12 protein-coding genes are annotated in these 15,425 nt (G+C 69.8%); 3 read left to right on the top strand and 9 right to left on the bottom strand.

Going from position 1 to position 15,425, the window contains the following annotated elements; translation table 11 throughout:
• Nucleotides 1-6: 6 nt before the first annotated feature.
• The 5 genes from CK500_RS06595 to alaS form a co-directional block, all read right to left on the bottom strand.
• Nucleotides 7-1,908: a PINc/VapC family ATPase gene (locus CK500_RS06595; protein WP_095636455.1), complete on the bottom strand. Its 1,902-nt coding sequence runs from the start codon at nt 1,906-1,908 to the stop codon at nt 7-9.
• A gap of 110 nt (nt 1,909-2,018) precedes the next feature.
• Nucleotides 2,019-2,528 (bottom strand): DUF2062 domain-containing protein, encoded by a 510-nt coding sequence (locus CK500_RS06590; protein ID WP_095636454.1) that lies wholly within the window; start codon nt 2,526-2,528, stop codon nt 2,019-2,021.
• Between the two features lie 79 nt (nt 2,529-2,607).
• Nucleotides 2,608-3,324 (bottom strand): type 1 glutamine amidotransferase, encoded by a 717-nt coding sequence (locus tag CK500_RS06585; RefSeq protein ID WP_095636453.1) that lies wholly within the window; start codon nt 3,322-3,324, stop codon nt 2,608-2,610.
• 95 nt (nt 3,325-3,419) lie between these two features.
• Nucleotides 3,420-4,226 (bottom strand): alpha/beta fold hydrolase, encoded by an 807-nt coding sequence (locus CK500_RS06580; protein ID WP_095636452.1) that lies wholly within the window; start codon nt 4,224-4,226, stop codon nt 3,420-3,422.
• A gap of 15 nt (nt 4,227-4,241) precedes the next feature.
• Nucleotides 4,242-7,022, bottom strand: coding sequence for an alanine--tRNA ligase (alaS, locus tag CK500_RS06575; protein WP_095636451.1), 2,781 nt, complete (start codon nt 7,020-7,022; stop codon nt 4,242-4,244).
• Nucleotides 7,023-7,196: 174 nt separating this feature from the next.
• Here alaS and CK500_RS06570 point away from each other — a divergent pair, with 174 nt between their 5' ends.
• Genes CK500_RS06570 through CK500_RS06560 form a run of 3 tightly spaced genes read left to right on the top strand, consistent with a single transcriptional unit; the run spans nt 7,197 to nt 9,760 of the window.
• A complete protein-coding gene (locus tag CK500_RS06570) occupies nt 7,197-9,194 on the top strand; it encodes an ATP-binding protein (protein ID WP_095636450.1) in 1,998 nt (665 codons plus the stop codon).
• Between the two features lie 57 nt (nt 9,195-9,251).
• A complete protein-coding gene (gene srp19, locus CK500_RS06565; RefSeq protein ID WP_004049838.1) occupies nt 9,252-9,530 on the top strand; it encodes a signal recognition particle subunit SRP19 in 279 nt (92 codons plus the stop codon).
• Between the two features lie 2 nt (nt 9,531-9,532).
• Nucleotides 9,533-9,760 carry an H/ACA ribonucleoprotein complex subunit GAR1 gene (locus CK500_RS06560; RefSeq protein ID WP_004049836.1) on the top strand — a complete coding sequence of 76 codons (228 nt, stop codon included), beginning with the start codon at nt 9,533-9,535 and terminating at the stop codon, nt 9,758-9,760.
• A gap of 33 nt (nt 9,761-9,793) precedes the next feature.
• Here CK500_RS06560 and CK500_RS17805 read toward each other — a convergent pair whose 3' ends face one another.
• From CK500_RS17805 to nuoL, 4 genes are all read right to left on the bottom strand, one after another.
• Nucleotides 9,794-10,255 (bottom strand): hypothetical protein, encoded by a 462-nt coding sequence (locus CK500_RS17805; protein WP_095636449.1) that lies wholly within the window; start codon nt 10,253-10,255, stop codon nt 9,794-9,796.
• Between the two features lie 87 nt (nt 10,256-10,342).
• A complete protein-coding gene (locus CK500_RS06550; RefSeq protein ID WP_095636448.1) occupies nt 10,343-11,854 on the bottom strand; it encodes an NADH-quinone oxidoreductase subunit N in 1,512 nt (503 codons plus the stop codon).
• Entirely contained in the window at nt 11,847-13,376 is a 1,530-nt protein-coding gene (locus tag CK500_RS06545; protein ID WP_095636447.1) for a complex I subunit 4 family protein, read from the bottom strand. The genes CK500_RS06550 and CK500_RS06545 overlap by 8 nt, the downstream gene beginning before the upstream one ends.
• Entirely contained in the window at nt 13,376-15,424 is a 2,049-nt protein-coding gene (nuoL, locus tag CK500_RS06540; protein ID WP_095636446.1) for an NADH-quinone oxidoreductase subunit L, read from the bottom strand. Before nuoL ends, CK500_RS06545 begins: the two co-directional genes overlap by 1 nt.
• Nucleotide 15,425: the final 1 nt, after the last annotated feature.

Here is a 15,425-nt window from a genome sequence, read left to right as displayed (position 1 = left end):
CCGCCGTCAGCGCGCCGGCACGACCGTCACGGTGCGCTTCCGGTCGATCGCGTCCTCCAGCTCCTCGGCGATCGCGGAGCCGCGGGACACCTGCACCTCGCCGCCGCGGCCGACGGTGGCGGTGAAGAGGTACTCGCCGTCCGCGCGCACCTCGACCGTCTCGCCGACGCCGGCGTCGACGTCGATGACGACGTGTCGGGAGGTGATCTCGGGGGTCACGACGGTGCCGCGCTCCTCGCCGACCTGCCCGCCCCGACCTCCCTCCTGCCCGTTCGCGCCGGGCCCGTCGCCGCCCGAGCCGCCCCCGCGGCCGCCGGGCTTCTCGTCGTGGGTGCGGACGTCGATCTCGATCCCGAGCCGGTTCTCGATGTCGCTGATGCGGCCGCCGCCCTTGCCGATGACGGTGCCGATGTCGCCCTCCGAGACGTACACCACCGCCTGGTCGTTCCCCTTGAGCTCGACGTCGACGTGGCCGTGCGCGACCGACTTGATCTCGCGTTCGATCTCCTGTTTGGCGATCCGACCGACGCCCGTCTCCGACTCGGCCTCGCCGCCGTCCTCGTTGAGCGGGACCGTGACGACCTGCCGGTTGAACGTGTAGATCTCGTACTCCGGCCGGCCCGTCTCGAAGTTCGACACCTGGATCACCGGGCGCGCGAGGTCCTCGGCGGTGAGCCCCGCGGGAACCTTCACCTCCGTGGTCACGTCGTAGACGGTGTGGACCTCGCCGGCCTCGATGTAAACGACGGTGTCGACGATCTGGGGGATCATCCCGAGCTCGACCCGGCCGACGAGGCGCTGGAGCGCGTCGATGGCGCGGGAGGCGTGGACGACGCCGACCATCCCGACGCCGGCCATGCGCATGTCCGAGAACACCTCGAAGTCGTTCGTCTTCCGGACCTCGTCGTAGATGGTGTAGTCGGGGCGGACTAAGAGGAGGGAGTCGGCCGTGTTCTCCATCTCGCCGCCGAGCGCGCCGTACTGCGTGATCTCCGGGCCGACCTGCAGGTCGCGGGGCTTCTCCATCGTCTTGACCGCGTAGTCGCTGTCGTTGAGGAACTCCGCGACCGCCTGCGCGAACGTCGACTTCCCGGCGCCGGGCGAGCCGGAGATGAGCACGCCGCGTTTCCGCTCGAGGAAGCGCTCGCGCAGCTCGTCGGCGAACTCGTAGTCGTCGAGCGTCGTCTTGGCGATCGGTCGGACGGCCGTGATCTCGATCCCGTCCGCGAACGGGGGTCGCGCGACCGCGATCCGGTAGTTGCGGAACTGGACGATCTCCATCCCGTCGTCGGAGAGCTCGATGAACCCCTCGTTGGACTGGCGCGCCAGGTCGACGATCGCGGTGGCCCACTCGTCCATCTGCTCCTCGCTCGTCTCCTCGTCGTCGATGACCTCGTACCGCATCTCGCCGAGTGCCCCGCGCTTCGCCTTCGGCTTCGTCCCCGTCTTGAGGTGGACCGACATCGTCTCGTCGGTGAACAGGTGCTGGATCGGCAGCTCGTCGACGACGCCGCGGGCGACCGGCTCGACGTACTCGACGTCGATCCCCTTCGCGCGGGCGACCTCCGCCTGCACGATGTCGCTGGAGAGGAGCGTGGCGTCCCGGTCGGCGGCGATGTCGCGGATCAGCGCGTCCACGTCGCCCTCGTGGGCGTGCGAGCGGGCGTCGCCGTCGGCGCGCTCGCCGACGTACTCCAGCTCGATCGTCCCCTCGTCGGCGAGGTCCGCGAGCCGTTTGAGCTCGCTCAGCCCGTCCCAGCCCGATTCGAGCCCGTCGTTGGCCTGCGACTCCAGCTCGCCGACGACCGCCTCCGGGACGAGCACCGTCGCCGCCGCGTAGGTCCCGTCCTCGACGCGTTCGGACACGCGGCCGTCCACGACCGCACTGGTGTCCGGTACTACGTTCATACCGTGAGTCCGGGCGGGAACCGTATAAGCGTGTTCGACACGGACGACGGGGTTCCCACCGCGTCCGTGTCGTCGCCGATTGGGGGCGTTTCCCCGGGCGAGCCGCCGGATTACTCGGAATCGTCGGCCGGGCCGTCGTCGCCGACCGCCCCCGTCACCGCGCTGACGACGCCGAGCTCCCGGCGTTCGTACGCCGCGACGGCCCGGTGTGCGGCGACGTAGCTGACCCCGGCGGCGACGCACGCGAGGATCAGGTTACCGATGACGAGCCGCGTCACGATCGCCGGGCCCGCGGCGAGCGACACCGACGAGGGGCTCACACCCGGCACGGGACCCAAAATAAATGTTCCGAGCGTGAAGCTGGTCCCGTACACCCCCCACTTCACGACCGGGTTGAACACGATCACGGACGCGAACATCGCGATCCGGTTGATCCGCTCGAACGCCCACGCGAGCACGACGAACGCGAGCAGCCCCGTCCCGAGCGTCGGCAGCATCGTGATGAACACCCCGAGCGAGAAGCTCCCGGCGGTCTCGCGGGACGAGTACTCCTCGGTGAACGAGCGGTGGAGCTCCGCGCGGACGCGGTCGAACAGCGTGCCGACCCGGCGGAGTATCATGTCGGTTCGCACGCGCTCCCGAAGCAAGTAGCTGTCGTCGACGCGAGGTGCTCCCGTCGACACACGGACCGGCGTCGGATCAGTCGTCGGCTGCGGCCGCGACCTCCCGGTCCGCTCGCAGCCCTCGGGCGTACGCGACGAAGTTGTCGAAGAGGGGTTTCGCCTCGCAGGCGGCGTCGTAGGCCTCGGGCGTGATCTCGGACAGCACCGCGTCGACGCGGGCGTCGCCGAGGCGGTCGCGTTTCCCCTCCGTGACCTCCCGCGCGGTCTCGAGGTCGTACTCGGGATGGAACTGGACGCCCCAGCAGTGGCCGTCGCGGAACGCGTGGACCCCGTGCTCGTTCTCGGCGAGGAGGGTCGCGTTCGGCGGGAGTTCCACGACCGCGTCGCCGTGGGTCGTGAAGACGGTGAACTCCTCGTCGATCCCCGCGAACAGGTCGTCGTCGCCGCGGCGACGCACCTCGTTGTACCCGATCTCGAACTCGTCCATTCCGGCGACGCGCCCGCCGAGCGCCTCGGCGACAACCTGGTGGCCGTAACAGACGCCGAGCACCGGGAGCCCGGCCGCCGCGGCCTCCGCGACGTAGTCGACGAGCGGCGGGATCCACTCCTCGTCCCAGTAGACGGACGAGCGCGATCCGGTGACCACGACGCCGTCGAACTCGGTGTGGTCGGGGAGGTGACCGTCGCTGGCCGAGAACTCGACGAGGTCGGCGTCGAGCTCCCGCCGGAAGTTCCGCCGGGTGTTCGCGCCGTCGTGGGCGGCGTTCAACAGGGCGAACCGGAGGCGTGTCATTGGACGCTTTGAGGCGCGACGGGGCAAAAACGGTTGCGGCGGCGGGAAGCCCTACCGGCGTCGACGAGGCGGTGCTCGGACGACCGTCGACCGCCTCACTCCGAGAGCGGGTCCGCGGCGTGTTCCGCGAGCCAGCCGACGAGCGCGTCGTTGACCGCGGCGGACGCCTCCACGCCGACGAGGTGGCGCGCGCCCGCGACCGAGTGGAGCTCTCCGCGGGGGAGCCCCTCGGCGAGCCCCTCCGCCGCCGCCTTCGGACACGCGGCGTCCGCCGCGCCGTGGACGACGAGGGTGGGCGTCGTGAGCTCGTACAGCCGGTCCGAGAGGTCGAACCCCTCGACCGCGGCGCGGTGGGCCTCGAACGTCTCGCGACCGGCGTCCTCGCCGAGCCGCCACTCGACGATCCGCGATAGCACGTCGGGATGCGCCTCCCGGAACGACTCGGAGAGCAATCCGTTCAGCGATCCCCTCACCGCGGCCGGATCGGCGGGATCGGCCCACACGCCGTCGGGGTTGTAGGCGTCTCCCGCGGGCGGCGTCCCGACGACCGCGAGGCTCGCCGGGCGCGACGAGGCGAGGGCGTACGCGAGCGCGACCATCCCGCCGAGCCCGTAGCCGACGAGGTGGGCGTTCCGGACCCCCGCCGCGGCGCACACAGCGTCCACGTCGCTCGCGAGCTCCGCGACGGCGTACGGGCCGGGCGGCGCGTCGGACCGCCCCACGCCCCGCGTCTCGGGCGTTATCACCGTGTGCGGGCCGGCGAGCGCGGCGTGCTGCCAGCCGAACTGCCACGCGCCCAGCCCCACGTCGCCGCAGAACACGACCGCCTCGTCGGGGTCGCCGGCGTCCGGAGCGTCCACCTCGTACCGGATCTCGACGCCGGCGTTGTTGGCGCGGGGCATGGGGCGGGGGAGTCGTCAGGCCTCCTGGAGGGTGCGAAGCACGTCCGGCGCCGCCTCCAGGGCGTCGTCGAGCGCGTCGGCGTCCGGACCGCCGCCCTGCGCGAAGTCCGGCGGGCCGCCGCCGCCGCCGCCGACGCGCCCGGCGAGCTCCGAGACCACCTGTCCAGCGTTCACGTCGACGTCGTCGGGAACGCCGACGACGAAGCTCGCGGAGCCGCCCGCCCCGCTGCCGACGACCGCGACCTTCCCGTCGTCGACGTGGGCGTTCGCCGTCGCGCGCAGCTCGTCGGCGTCGCCGTCGAGCCGCTGGATCACCGCGGTGACGCCGCCGATATCGACCTCCTCGGCGTCGGCGCCGCCGGAGGCGCGCGCCGCCGCGAGCTCCTCTTTGAGCGACTCGATCTCCTTGCCCCGCGCCTTCCACTCGTCGAAGAACCGCTCGGCCGTCTCGGGCACGTCGAGCGGGTCGACGTCGAGCGCGTCGGCGGCGTCGTACAGCGCGTCCTCCGTGCGCTGGGTCGCCTCGACCGCCGCGCCGCCCGCGGCGAACACGATCCGCTCGACGCCGTCTTGGACGGGCTCCGTCTTCAGCACCTTCACCGCGCCGATCTCGCCGGTCCGCTCGACGTGGGTGCCCGCGCAGGCTTGCACGTCCTCGTCGCCGACGTGGATCAGCCGGATGTTCGTTCCCGGCGGGACCCCGCCCTGATAGAGGTCGAACCCGTGTTCGGCCTCCGCCTCGTTGCGGTCGGGCCACTCCTGGCGGACCGCCACGTCGTCGCGGACGAGCTCGTTGGCGACGCGCTCGATCGCTTTGACCTGTTCGCGGGTGATTCGCTCGAAGTGACGGACGTCGAGCCGGGAGGAGTCGATCCCCTTCTGGGCGCCCGCCTGTCGGACGTGGTCGCCGAGCACCTCACGGGCCGCGTGGCCGATCAGGTGGGTCGCGGTGTGGTGCGCGCGGAGCCGGTCGCGGCGGTCGCCGTCGACCTGGCCCGTGACGAACTCCCCCTTCCCGGGGTCGGCATCGGTGCGGTGGAGCACGACGCCGTCGCGCTCCTGGACGTCGACCACGTCGACGGTCGTCTCGCCGGCCGTGAGCTGGCCCCTGTCGGCCGGCTGGCCGCCGCCCTCGGGGTAGAACATCGTCTGGTCCAAGACGACGTCGTATCCCTCCTCGCGTTCGAACACGTCGAGGACGACCGCCTCGAACTCGGTGCGGCCCTGGTCGTCGTAGAACAGCTTCTCCGTCTCGGGGAGGTCGCCGAACCGGTCGTCGCGGTCCTCGCCGGCCTCGTCGCCGTCCTCCTCCTCGTGGCGGTCGGCGACGAGCGCGTAGAAGTCGTCCGGCACGTCGACGGTCGCGCCGCGCTCCTCGGCGATGTCGGCGACCATGTCGGGCTGGATCCCGTGGGAGTCGTACAGCTCCAAGAGCGCCTCCGTCGGGATCGGCTCGCCCGTGCCGGCGTACTCGTCCGCGAGCGACTCCACCTTGCGGGAGCCGCGTTCGAGCGTCTTGCGGTACTTCCGCTCCTCGGTGCGGACGATCTCGCGGATCGTGTCGCGGTTCTCGTAGCCGAGCCGCTCGGCCTGCATGTCGACCAGCTCGTCGAGCGGGGCGTCGACCCCGACCTCGTCGACGAGCCGCTTCGTGCGCCGCAGGACCATCCGCGCGAGGTAGCCCGTCCCGACGTTCGAGGGGACGATCCCGTCGCCGAACATGTACGCGAGCGTCCGGGAGTGGTCGGCGATCGCGTAGATCGATTCGAGCGGCTCGACCAGCTCGCGCAGGCGGTCGACGTCGACGTCGAGCCGGTCGGCGATCTCGCCGCGCGCGGCCTCCACGTCGTCGACGTCGTCGATGTCGAGCCGCCCGGAGAGCTTCGCGGCGCGGTGGACGAGCTCCCGCTCCTCCTCCGTGCGTTCGATCCCGGCGTTCTCCTTGAGGAAGTCGATCGCGTCGGGGTAGACGGCCTCGTACACCGTCGCCGTCCCCTGGCTCATCCACGTCCACCGCTCGAGCCCGTAGCCGGTGTCGACGATGTACGTGTCCATGAACGAGTACGTGTGCCCGTCCTTCATCTCGTAGTCGCCGTCGGGGTCCCGCTCCATGCACATGAAGACGAGCGTCGCCAGCTCGGCTCCTTTATAAATAACTTCGATGGCGGGACCGGCGTTGCCGCCGCCGACCCACGGGTCCTCGATGTAGGTGATCTCTTCTAAGTCGGCGCCGAGGCTCTCGAACAGCTCGTCGCAGTACTGGACGGTCTCGTCTTTCCAGTACACCTCGCCGTGGTAGGCGTACTCGTCTTCGTCGACCTCCTCGCGCGTGTTGAACGCGTGGTGGGCCATCATCTCGAAGGCCATCGTGTGCCGGCCCGTCTTGCCGACGTTGTCGATGTCCTGCATCCGGATGCAGGGCTGCGAGATGGTCAGCGGGTTCGCCGGCGGGGGAGTCTGACCCGAGGTGACGAGCGGCTGGAAGTCGTAGATCGACGCCTGGGTTAAGAGTACGTCGTCGCGCCAGCGGTTCGCCGCGACCGGGTACGGGTCGATCCGCTCGTGGCCGTGCTCCTCGAAGAACGAGAGGAACGCCTCCCGCATCTCCGAGAGGGAGCGGGCCTCGGGGAAGCCCGGGTCGTCGATGAAGCTGTAGTCCTCGCAGGGCGGCTCGCCGCACAGTTCGCGGTCGTGATCGCGGGTCCAGAAGTGCGCGCCGCAGGAAGGGCACTCCTTCCGCTCGAACCCCTCCTCCTCGAAGTAGTCGAGGCGGTACTCCGCTTCGAGATCGCTCATTACCGAAACGTGGCCCGTGTTCATCCAAAAGGGTTCCGGGGTGTCTCCCGCGCCGCTTCGGGCGCGTTCGGCGGGACCGCACCGCCGGTAGTCCGACCGATCGGTCTCGATCCGCAGAAAAAACCGACGACGAGAGGAAAATTTATCCGCGCTCCAGTAGTGTTGATTGCCAGCGTGGATATCGAGCCGAAGGAACGGCAGTCCGTTCTCGTCCTCGCCGGAGACGCGGACGAGGCGGCCGGCGTGGCCGACGCGTTGAGCGGCGTCGACGCCTCCTCGACGCCGGTCGGCGACGCCGCCCCGCAGGCGCTCGGCGACGACCTCGCGGCGGCGGACGCGGTCGTCGTCCTCGATCGCGAGGCGGTCGCCGCGCTCTCCGGTCGCGAGGGGTCGTTCCGCGTGGTCGCGCTCGTCGACGACCCCGCCGCGGAGCCGGCGACCGCTCCCGTCGTCGACGCGATCGCGACCGGGGCGGCGGACCTCGACGCGACGCTCCGCTGGCTCGAGGCAAGATCGGAGTCGGGACTCGGCCGCGACGAGCCGGCGCGCACGCCGTCGCGGATCGAGCAGCTCAACGCCGAGGTGACACGGCTCGCGTCTGTCAGGACCGTCGAGGAGGCTTACCGGACCGCGATCGCCGTCGCCGACGAGGTGTTCCCGCGGTACCCCTGCGTCGTGGGCGTCCGCGAGGGAGAGTGGGTCGAACCGATCGCGGCCTCGGCCGACGTCTCGATCGGGGACTGCGACCGCGTCCGGGTCGGACGGGGCTCCGTCGGGACCGCCGTCGACACCGGCGAGCCGGCGGTCGAGCCCCGAACCGCAGAGGCGGTCCCCTACCGGACGCTGCTGGCGCTCCCGGTGGGCGGCGACACGGTCCTCCAGCTCGCGACGGACGAGGACGGGTTCGACGCGGACGACCGGCGGCTCGCGGGGCTGTTCGCGTCCCACGTCGAGGAGACGCTCGACCGCATCCGCGCCGACGAGGCGCTGCGGACCGAACGCGATCACCTGCTGGCGCTGTTCTCGAACGTCCCCGACCCGGCGATCGCCTACGACTACGTCGACGGCGAGCCGATCGTTCACCGGGTCAACGACGCGTTCGAGGAGACGTTCGGCTACGACGCCGACCGAGTGGTCGGCGAGTCCGTCGACGACTACATCGTCCCGCCGACGGAGGAGGCCGAGTCCGAGGCGGCGGAGCTCAACGAGCGGCTCCAACGCGGTGAGAACGTCAGGCGAGAGGTGACTCGCGAGACCGCGGAGGGCCTCAAACACTTCATCCTCCACGTCGTTCCCATCCGGCTCGACGCCGAGAACGTCGCCGGCTACGCCATCTACACCGACGTGACGGAGCGGCGCGAGCACGAGGCGGCGCTGGAACGGCAGAACGAGCGGCTCGACGAGTTCGCCAGCATCGTCTCGCACGACCTCCGGAACCCGCTCGGCGTCGCGCAGGGGTACGTGGACCTCGCGACGGAGACGGACGAGACGGCCCACTTAGAGAAGACCGCGGAGGCGCTGGGCCGCATGGACGAGCTCGTCGGCGACCTGCTCTCGCTGGCGCGACAGGGGGAGTCGGTCGGGGAGACGGAGCCGGTCTCGCTTGAGGCGCTCGCGAGGGACGCGTGGGAGAGCGTCGACACGGGAGACGCCGAGCTCGTCCTCGAGACCGACGTGACGATCGACGCGAACGCGACCCGCACGCGGGAGCTGCTGGAGAACGTGTTCCGGAACAGCGTGGAACACGGTTCCACGGGCAGTCGGGCGGAGCCCGACGACAGCGTCGAGCACGGCTCGACTGGCAGCCGGACAGAGTCCGGCGACAGCGTGGAACATGGTTCCACTGGCAGTCGGGCGGAGCCCGACGACAGCGTCGAGCACGGCCAGAGACCCGGCGAGGAGTGCGATGGCCCCCTCACCGTCCGCGTCGGGGCAGCGGCGTTCCGCGGCGACGACGGGGAATCGAGACACGGCTTCTTCGTCGAGGACGACGGCTGCGGACTCCCCGAGAGCGAACACGACCGGGTGTTCGACAGCGGCTTCACGACCGAGGAGAACGGGACCGGCCTCGGGCTCGCGATCACGAAGCGGATCGCCGACGCGCACGGCTGGGAGGTGCGCGCGCTCGCCGGCGACGCCGGCGGCGCCCGGTTCGAGTTCAAGACCACGTAGCGTCCGGGTCGAACGGGTCCGAAACGACCTTACGCCGCGCGCTCGCCTCTCCGGTATATGGTCGAGAACGTCGTTTATCCCGCGTACTTCGACGCCGACCGATCGCGGTCGGAGGGGCGCCGCGTCCCGATGGATCTCGCGATCGAGGAGCCCACCGTCGACGAGATCGCGAAGGCGGTCCAACAGGTCGGCTACGACGCGGTGATCGAACGCGAGAAAACCTACTCCCGGGAGTTCGAACCGCGAGGCGCAGTGGTCGTCCGAGGCACCGAAGACACCGCGAAAAACGACCTCGTGCAGGCGATCGCCGCCTACCTCGGGGTCATCCGAGAGTGACGATGCGTCGCGTCGGCACCGTCGTCCGCACCGCCGGCGGGCTCGCCATCGCCCGGGCCGAGGCGGGCGCGGAGCCGCCGCGGATCGGCTCGTCAGTGGTCGACGAGTCGCTCGCGACCGTCGGCCGCGTCGTCGACGTGTTCGGTCCCGTCGACCGACCCTACGTGGCGGTGACGCCGAGCGACGACGACCTCGCGGCGCTGGTCGGCGGAAAGCTGTACGCGCGCTGACCGTCCGTCCGGCTCACACGCTTCCGTACAGCTTCACTCGGGAGTCGGTGACTCGGCGTCGTCGGCCGAACGTCCGTCCTCCGCTTCGCCCTCCTCCGTCTCTTCGTCTGCCGCCTCGTCGTCCTCCGCTTCGACCTCCCCCGTCTCTTCGTCTGCCGCCTCGTCGTCCTCCGCTTCGACCTCCCCCGTCTCTTCGTCTGCCGCCTCGTCGTCCTCTCCGTCACGCTCCACAATAGCGAAGTCCTCGATCGTCTTCGTCGAGCGAGCGATCCGCTCCGCGACGACGAGCTTCTCCGTCCGATCGAGCCGCTCCCAGTCGAGTTCCGGCGGCGGCGACTCCTCGAACGCCCGGAACTGCCGGTACACGGCCTCGTTGACGAACCGCTCGAACGACTCGCAGTTCGGACACGTCACCGACAGATGAGAGGTGTCGAACTCGCGGCTCACCGTGTGTTCGAGGCAGTTCAGACAGCGGTAGGTCCGGGTTCTGCTCACGGTCTCAGGAGGCGACGGACGCGCTAATACCTGCGGGTACCGGTGGAGAACGAAACGATCGAACGCGCCCGAGGGCGCGTCGGACCGCTAGAACAGCGCCGACGCCGCGGCCTCGGCGGTCTCGATGACCGGCCCGAAGCCGGGCAGGAGCAGCACCGTCGCCACCGCGGCGAAGACGACCGCGGCGTACAGCCCGGTCGGCCGCACGTCGATCGCGTCCAGCGAGCTCGACGACGCGGGGTCGTCGATGAACAGCGCCTTCACGACCCGGCTGTAGTAGTACAGCGAGACGACGCTGTTGACGGCGCCGAACGCCGCCAGCCACAGGAAGCCGTTGTCGATGGCCCCCATGAACAGGAAGTACTTCGAGAAGAACCCGGCGAAGGGCGGGAGCCCGGCGAGCGAGAACATGAACACGGCCATCGCCGTCGAGGCGACGGGCGCGCGCTTCGCGAGCCCGGCGTAGTCCTCGAAGGTCCGACCGACGCCCCACCGCTCCGCCATCGCGACGAAGAGGAACGCGCCGGTGTTCATGAACCCGTAGACGAGCAGGTGCGCCATCGCCGCGCCCATCACGCTCCCGTTGGCCGAACCGCCGGCCGACAGGGCCGCGACGCCGATGAGCACGTAGCCCGCGTGCCCGATGGAGGAGTACGCGAGCATGCGCTTGACCTCCTCCTGGACGGCCGCCGCGAAGTTACCGAGCGTCATCGTCACGGCCGCGAGGACGCCGAACGCGAGCACCCAGTCGATGCCGGCGGCAAGCGACGCCCCCACCGGGAACGCCTCGGTGAACAGGCGGAACGCGACCACGAAGCCGGCCGCCTTCGAGGCGGACGAGAGGAACGCGCTCACCGGTGCGGGCGCGCCCTCGTAGGCCTCCGGCGCCCAGAAGTGGAACGGGACGGAGGCGGTCTTGTACGCGACGCCGCCGACGATCATCACGATCCCGAGGCCGGCGATTCCGGCGAGGCCGTCGAGCGAGCCGATCCCCTCGGCGACGCCGCCGAACAGCAGCGACCCGGTCGCCGCGTACACGAGCGAGATCCCGAACAGGAAGATCGCGGAGGAGAGCGCGCCGACGAGGAAGTACTTCAGCCCCGCCTCGACGCTCCCGCGGTTCCGCTTGAGGTACGCCACCAGGACGTACGACGGCAGCGACACCATCTCCAGGGCGACGAAGACGACCGCGAGCGAGTTCGCGGCCGCGAGCAGCGCCATCCCGGTTGCCGCGAACAGGGTCAGCGAGTAGAACGCCGCCGGGCTCGCGTGATCGTGGAAGTAGTCGTGGGCCGCGACGACGACGAGCGCCGTCACGGACGCGAAGATGGCGCTGAAGAACAGCGCCATCGTGTCCACCTTGATCGCCTCGGCGAACAGGGTTATCGCGCCGCCGGTGTCCGGGCTACCCGTCCCGGAGACGACCAGCCAGACGCTCGCCGCGCTCGCGGCGAGCGAGCCGACCGCGCCGACGACCGCCATCGAGGTGTTCGAACGCGTATCGGGGCTGATCGTGTCGACGAGCAGCAGCGCGAGCCCGGTGAACGCCAGCAGGAAGACGGGCAACAGCGCGGCCACCTGCGGAAGCGTGTTAACCATTGATGGTCACCCCCTCGACCACGGGAACGGCAGCGTCACGGATCATCTCGAAGAAGATGTCGGGCGCCACGCCGAGCACGATGATCGCCACCAGAAGCACCGCGAGCGGGGCGACGTCGTGGAACGGCGCGGGCCCCACGTCGTAGTCGGTCTCGAGCTCGAAGGGCCCGAACAGCGTGCTCTGCATCGCCGACAGCAGGTAGCCGGCGACGATGACGATACCGAACATCGCGAGCGCCGTGAAGATCGGCGCGTACGGCAGCGACGGGGCGGCAAAGGAGCCCACGAAGATGAAGAACTCGCCGGCGAAGCCGGCCATCAGCGGGAGCCCCATGTACCCGAACGCGCCGGCGACGAGGATGCCAACCGCGACGGGCATCCGGTCCGCCATGCCGGACATGTCGCCGACCATCCGCGTGTGCGTCGCGTTGTAGATGACCCCGACGGCCATAAACATCAGCCCCGAGATGAGGCCGTGCGCGACCATCTGGAAGGTCGCGCCGCCGACGCCGTACTCGGTGAACACGACCAGCCCGAGGATGACGTACCCCATCGACGAGACGGAGGAGTACGCGACGATGCGCTTGAGGTCCTTCTGGGCCAGCGCCAACATCGCGCCGTAGATGACGCTGATGACGGCGATTGCCGCGATCGGGACCGCGAGCGCGGACGCCTGATCGGGAAGCATCGTGAAGTTGAACCGGAGCAGCGCGTACGTCCCCATCTTCAGGAGGACGCCCGCCAGCAGCACCGACACCGGGGTCGGCGCCTCGACGTGGGCGTCCGGGAGCCACGTGTGGACCGGAACGATCGGGACCTTCACCGCGAACCCGGCGAACATCGCGAGGAACGCGACCATCGCGATCCGGTCCGGCGAGATGCCGAACCACGTCCCGAGCCCGCCGTCGGCGATCGCCCCCGTGATCTCCGGGAGCGCGAACGAGCTCACGGAGCCGCCGAGCGCGAACGTCAGCGACATGAAGCCGATGAACATCAGCAGCGACGCCGCGTTCGTGTACACGAAGAACTTGATCGCGGCATACTTCCGGCGCGGGCCGCCCCAGACGCCGATGAGGAAGTACATCGGCACCAGCACGGCCTCCCAGAAGACGAACCAGAGGAAGAAGTCGAGCGCGGTGAACACGCCGAGCAGGTTCGCCTCCATGAACAGCATGAGCCCGTAGAACTGGCTCTGTCTGGAGTCGATCGGCGTCCACGCGCTCACGATCGCGAGCGGGACGAGGAACGTCGTGAGCACGACGAGCGGGAGGCTGATCCCGTCGACGCCGACGAACCACGACACGGTCCGCCCGCCGACCTCCAGCCACTCGATCTGGGTCATGTACCCGATGTCGCCGCCCGTGAGGGCGTTGCCGGCGCTCTCGAAGCCGGACCAGAGGTACAGCGAGCCGGCGAACGGGAGCAGGCTGAACGCGAACGCCAGCCGACCCGCCCACTCGTCGGGCGCGAGCAGCACGAGGAGCGCCGCCGCGAACGTGAACCCGATGAGGGCTTCGATCATCACAGGAACCACCCCCCGCTCAGACCGAGCGCGAGAAGCAGCGCGACGAGCCCCAGCGTGAGCAGCGCGGCGTACTGCGAGACCACGCCGCTCTGGATCCGGCGGATCCGGCTCCCGCCGAAGAGGCTCACCGACGAGACGCCGTTGACGACGCCGTCGATGATCCCCTGGTCGAAGGTGTTAGCGCCGCCGGCGACGTCCTCGGTGCGATACGCGAGCCATACCTGCAGTTCGTCCAAGTAGTAGTTGTTGTACAGCACGTCTTTGATCCCGCCGAGCTTCGCCGTGTGCTCCGTCGGCGACGGAACGTTGTAGAGCCGCCAGGCCACGAGGAGCCCGCCGAGCGCCAGGCCGAGCGAGACGGCCGCGCCCACGAGGACCGTGCCGACCTCGCCGCCGACGAGGTACCCGCTACTGTACGGGCCGATGTCGGCGTAGTGGTGCGAGGAGAGCCCCTCGATGCCGCCCCAGTGGTTGTCGAGCCAGAGGTGAAGCAAGTCGATCCCCTCCAGTCCGAGGACCTTCTGGACCGGCACCATGTTGATAAATCCGGTAACGACGGCGAGCGTGCCGAGCACCGTCAGCGGCCCCTTCACGTTCCAGCGAACGGGTTCGGGGTCGCGTGCGGTGTCGCTCCGGGCCTCGCCGTGGAACGTCAGGAACACCATCCGGAAGGTGTAGAAGGCCGTGACCGGCACCGCGAGCAGCCCCATCAGGTAGCCGCCGAGCAGGAGCGGGTCGTTGAGCCCGTGGACGAGCGCCTCGTAGAGGATCTCGTCTTTCGACCAGAAGCCGGCGAACGGGAAGATTCCCGCGAGCGCCAGCGAGCCGGCCAGGAAGGTGTAGTACGTGACGGGCATCTTCGCTTTCAGCCCGCCCATGTCCCACATGTCCTCATTGTGGTGCATCGCGATGATCACCGCGCCGGCACCGAGGAACAGCAGGGCCTTGAAGAAGGCGTGGGTGGTCAGGTGGAAAACAGCGGCCACGTACCCGCCCGCGCCGAGCGCGAGCATCATGTACCCGTACTGGGAGATGGTGGAGTACGCGAGCACCTGCTTCAGCTCGTCTTTCACGACGCCCATCGTCGCCGCGAACAGCGCGGTGAAGCCGCCGATGAAGGCGATCACCGCGAGCGTCGTCGGCGTCAGCGCGTAGAACCCGTACATGCGCGCGACGAGGTAGACGCCGGCCGCCACCATCGTCGCGGCGTGAATCAGCGCGGAGACGGGCGTCGGACCCTCCATCGCGTCGGGCAGCCACGTGTGCAGCGGGAACTGCGCGGACTTCCCGACGACGCCGCCCAGCACGAGCAGGCCGACGACCGTCAGCCACGTCTGGAGTTCGACGCCTGCGGGCGTCCACGCGACCGAGCCCTCACCGGCGAGCGCCGCCTCGGCGAGGTGCGGGAACGACTCGGTGCCCGCGAACTGCGCGGTGCCGAACGTCGCGATCACCGCGACGACGCCGATCAGGAAGAAGTAGTCCCCGAACCGCGTGACGAGGAACGCCTTCTTCGCCGCCGACGGCGGGCCGGGCTCCCGGAAGTGGAAGCCGATGAGCAGGTACGAGCAGAGCCCGACCAGCTCGAAGAACATGAACGCCATCAGCAGGTTGTCGGCGACGACGAAGCCGAGCATCGAGGCCGTGAACAGGCCGAGTCCGGCGTAGTACCGGGGGAGCCCCGTCTCGCCCTCGTCGTTCATGTAGCCGAGCGAGAACACGTGGACGAGCAACGCCACGAGCGTCACGATGACGAGCATGAGCGCCGACAGCGGGTCGATCAGGATTCCGAAGGAGAGCTCGATATCGGTGGGGCCGATGCCCGCACCGCCCTCGCTCGCCCAGTAGTACAGCGTGCGGTTCGCCGCCTCCCCGCCCGCCACCGTCGCGAGCACCCACAGCGAGAGCAGGAACGACCCCGCCGTCGCCGCGATGCCGCCGAAGGCGCCGCCCTTCGGGAGGTACTTCCCGACACCGAGGGCGATCAGGAACGAGAAGAACGGGAGGAGAACGATCGCCGGAACGTACGAGAACACGTCTATCATG

Source organism: Halorubrum salipaludis (assembly GCF_002286985.1).
GTDB classification, from domain to species: Archaea; Halobacteriota; Halobacteria; order Halobacteriales; family Haloferacaceae; genus Halorubrum; species Halorubrum salipaludis.
The sequence above is the reverse complement of the archived record's forward strand: the minus strand, read 5'-3'. Positions and strand labels throughout refer to the sequence as shown.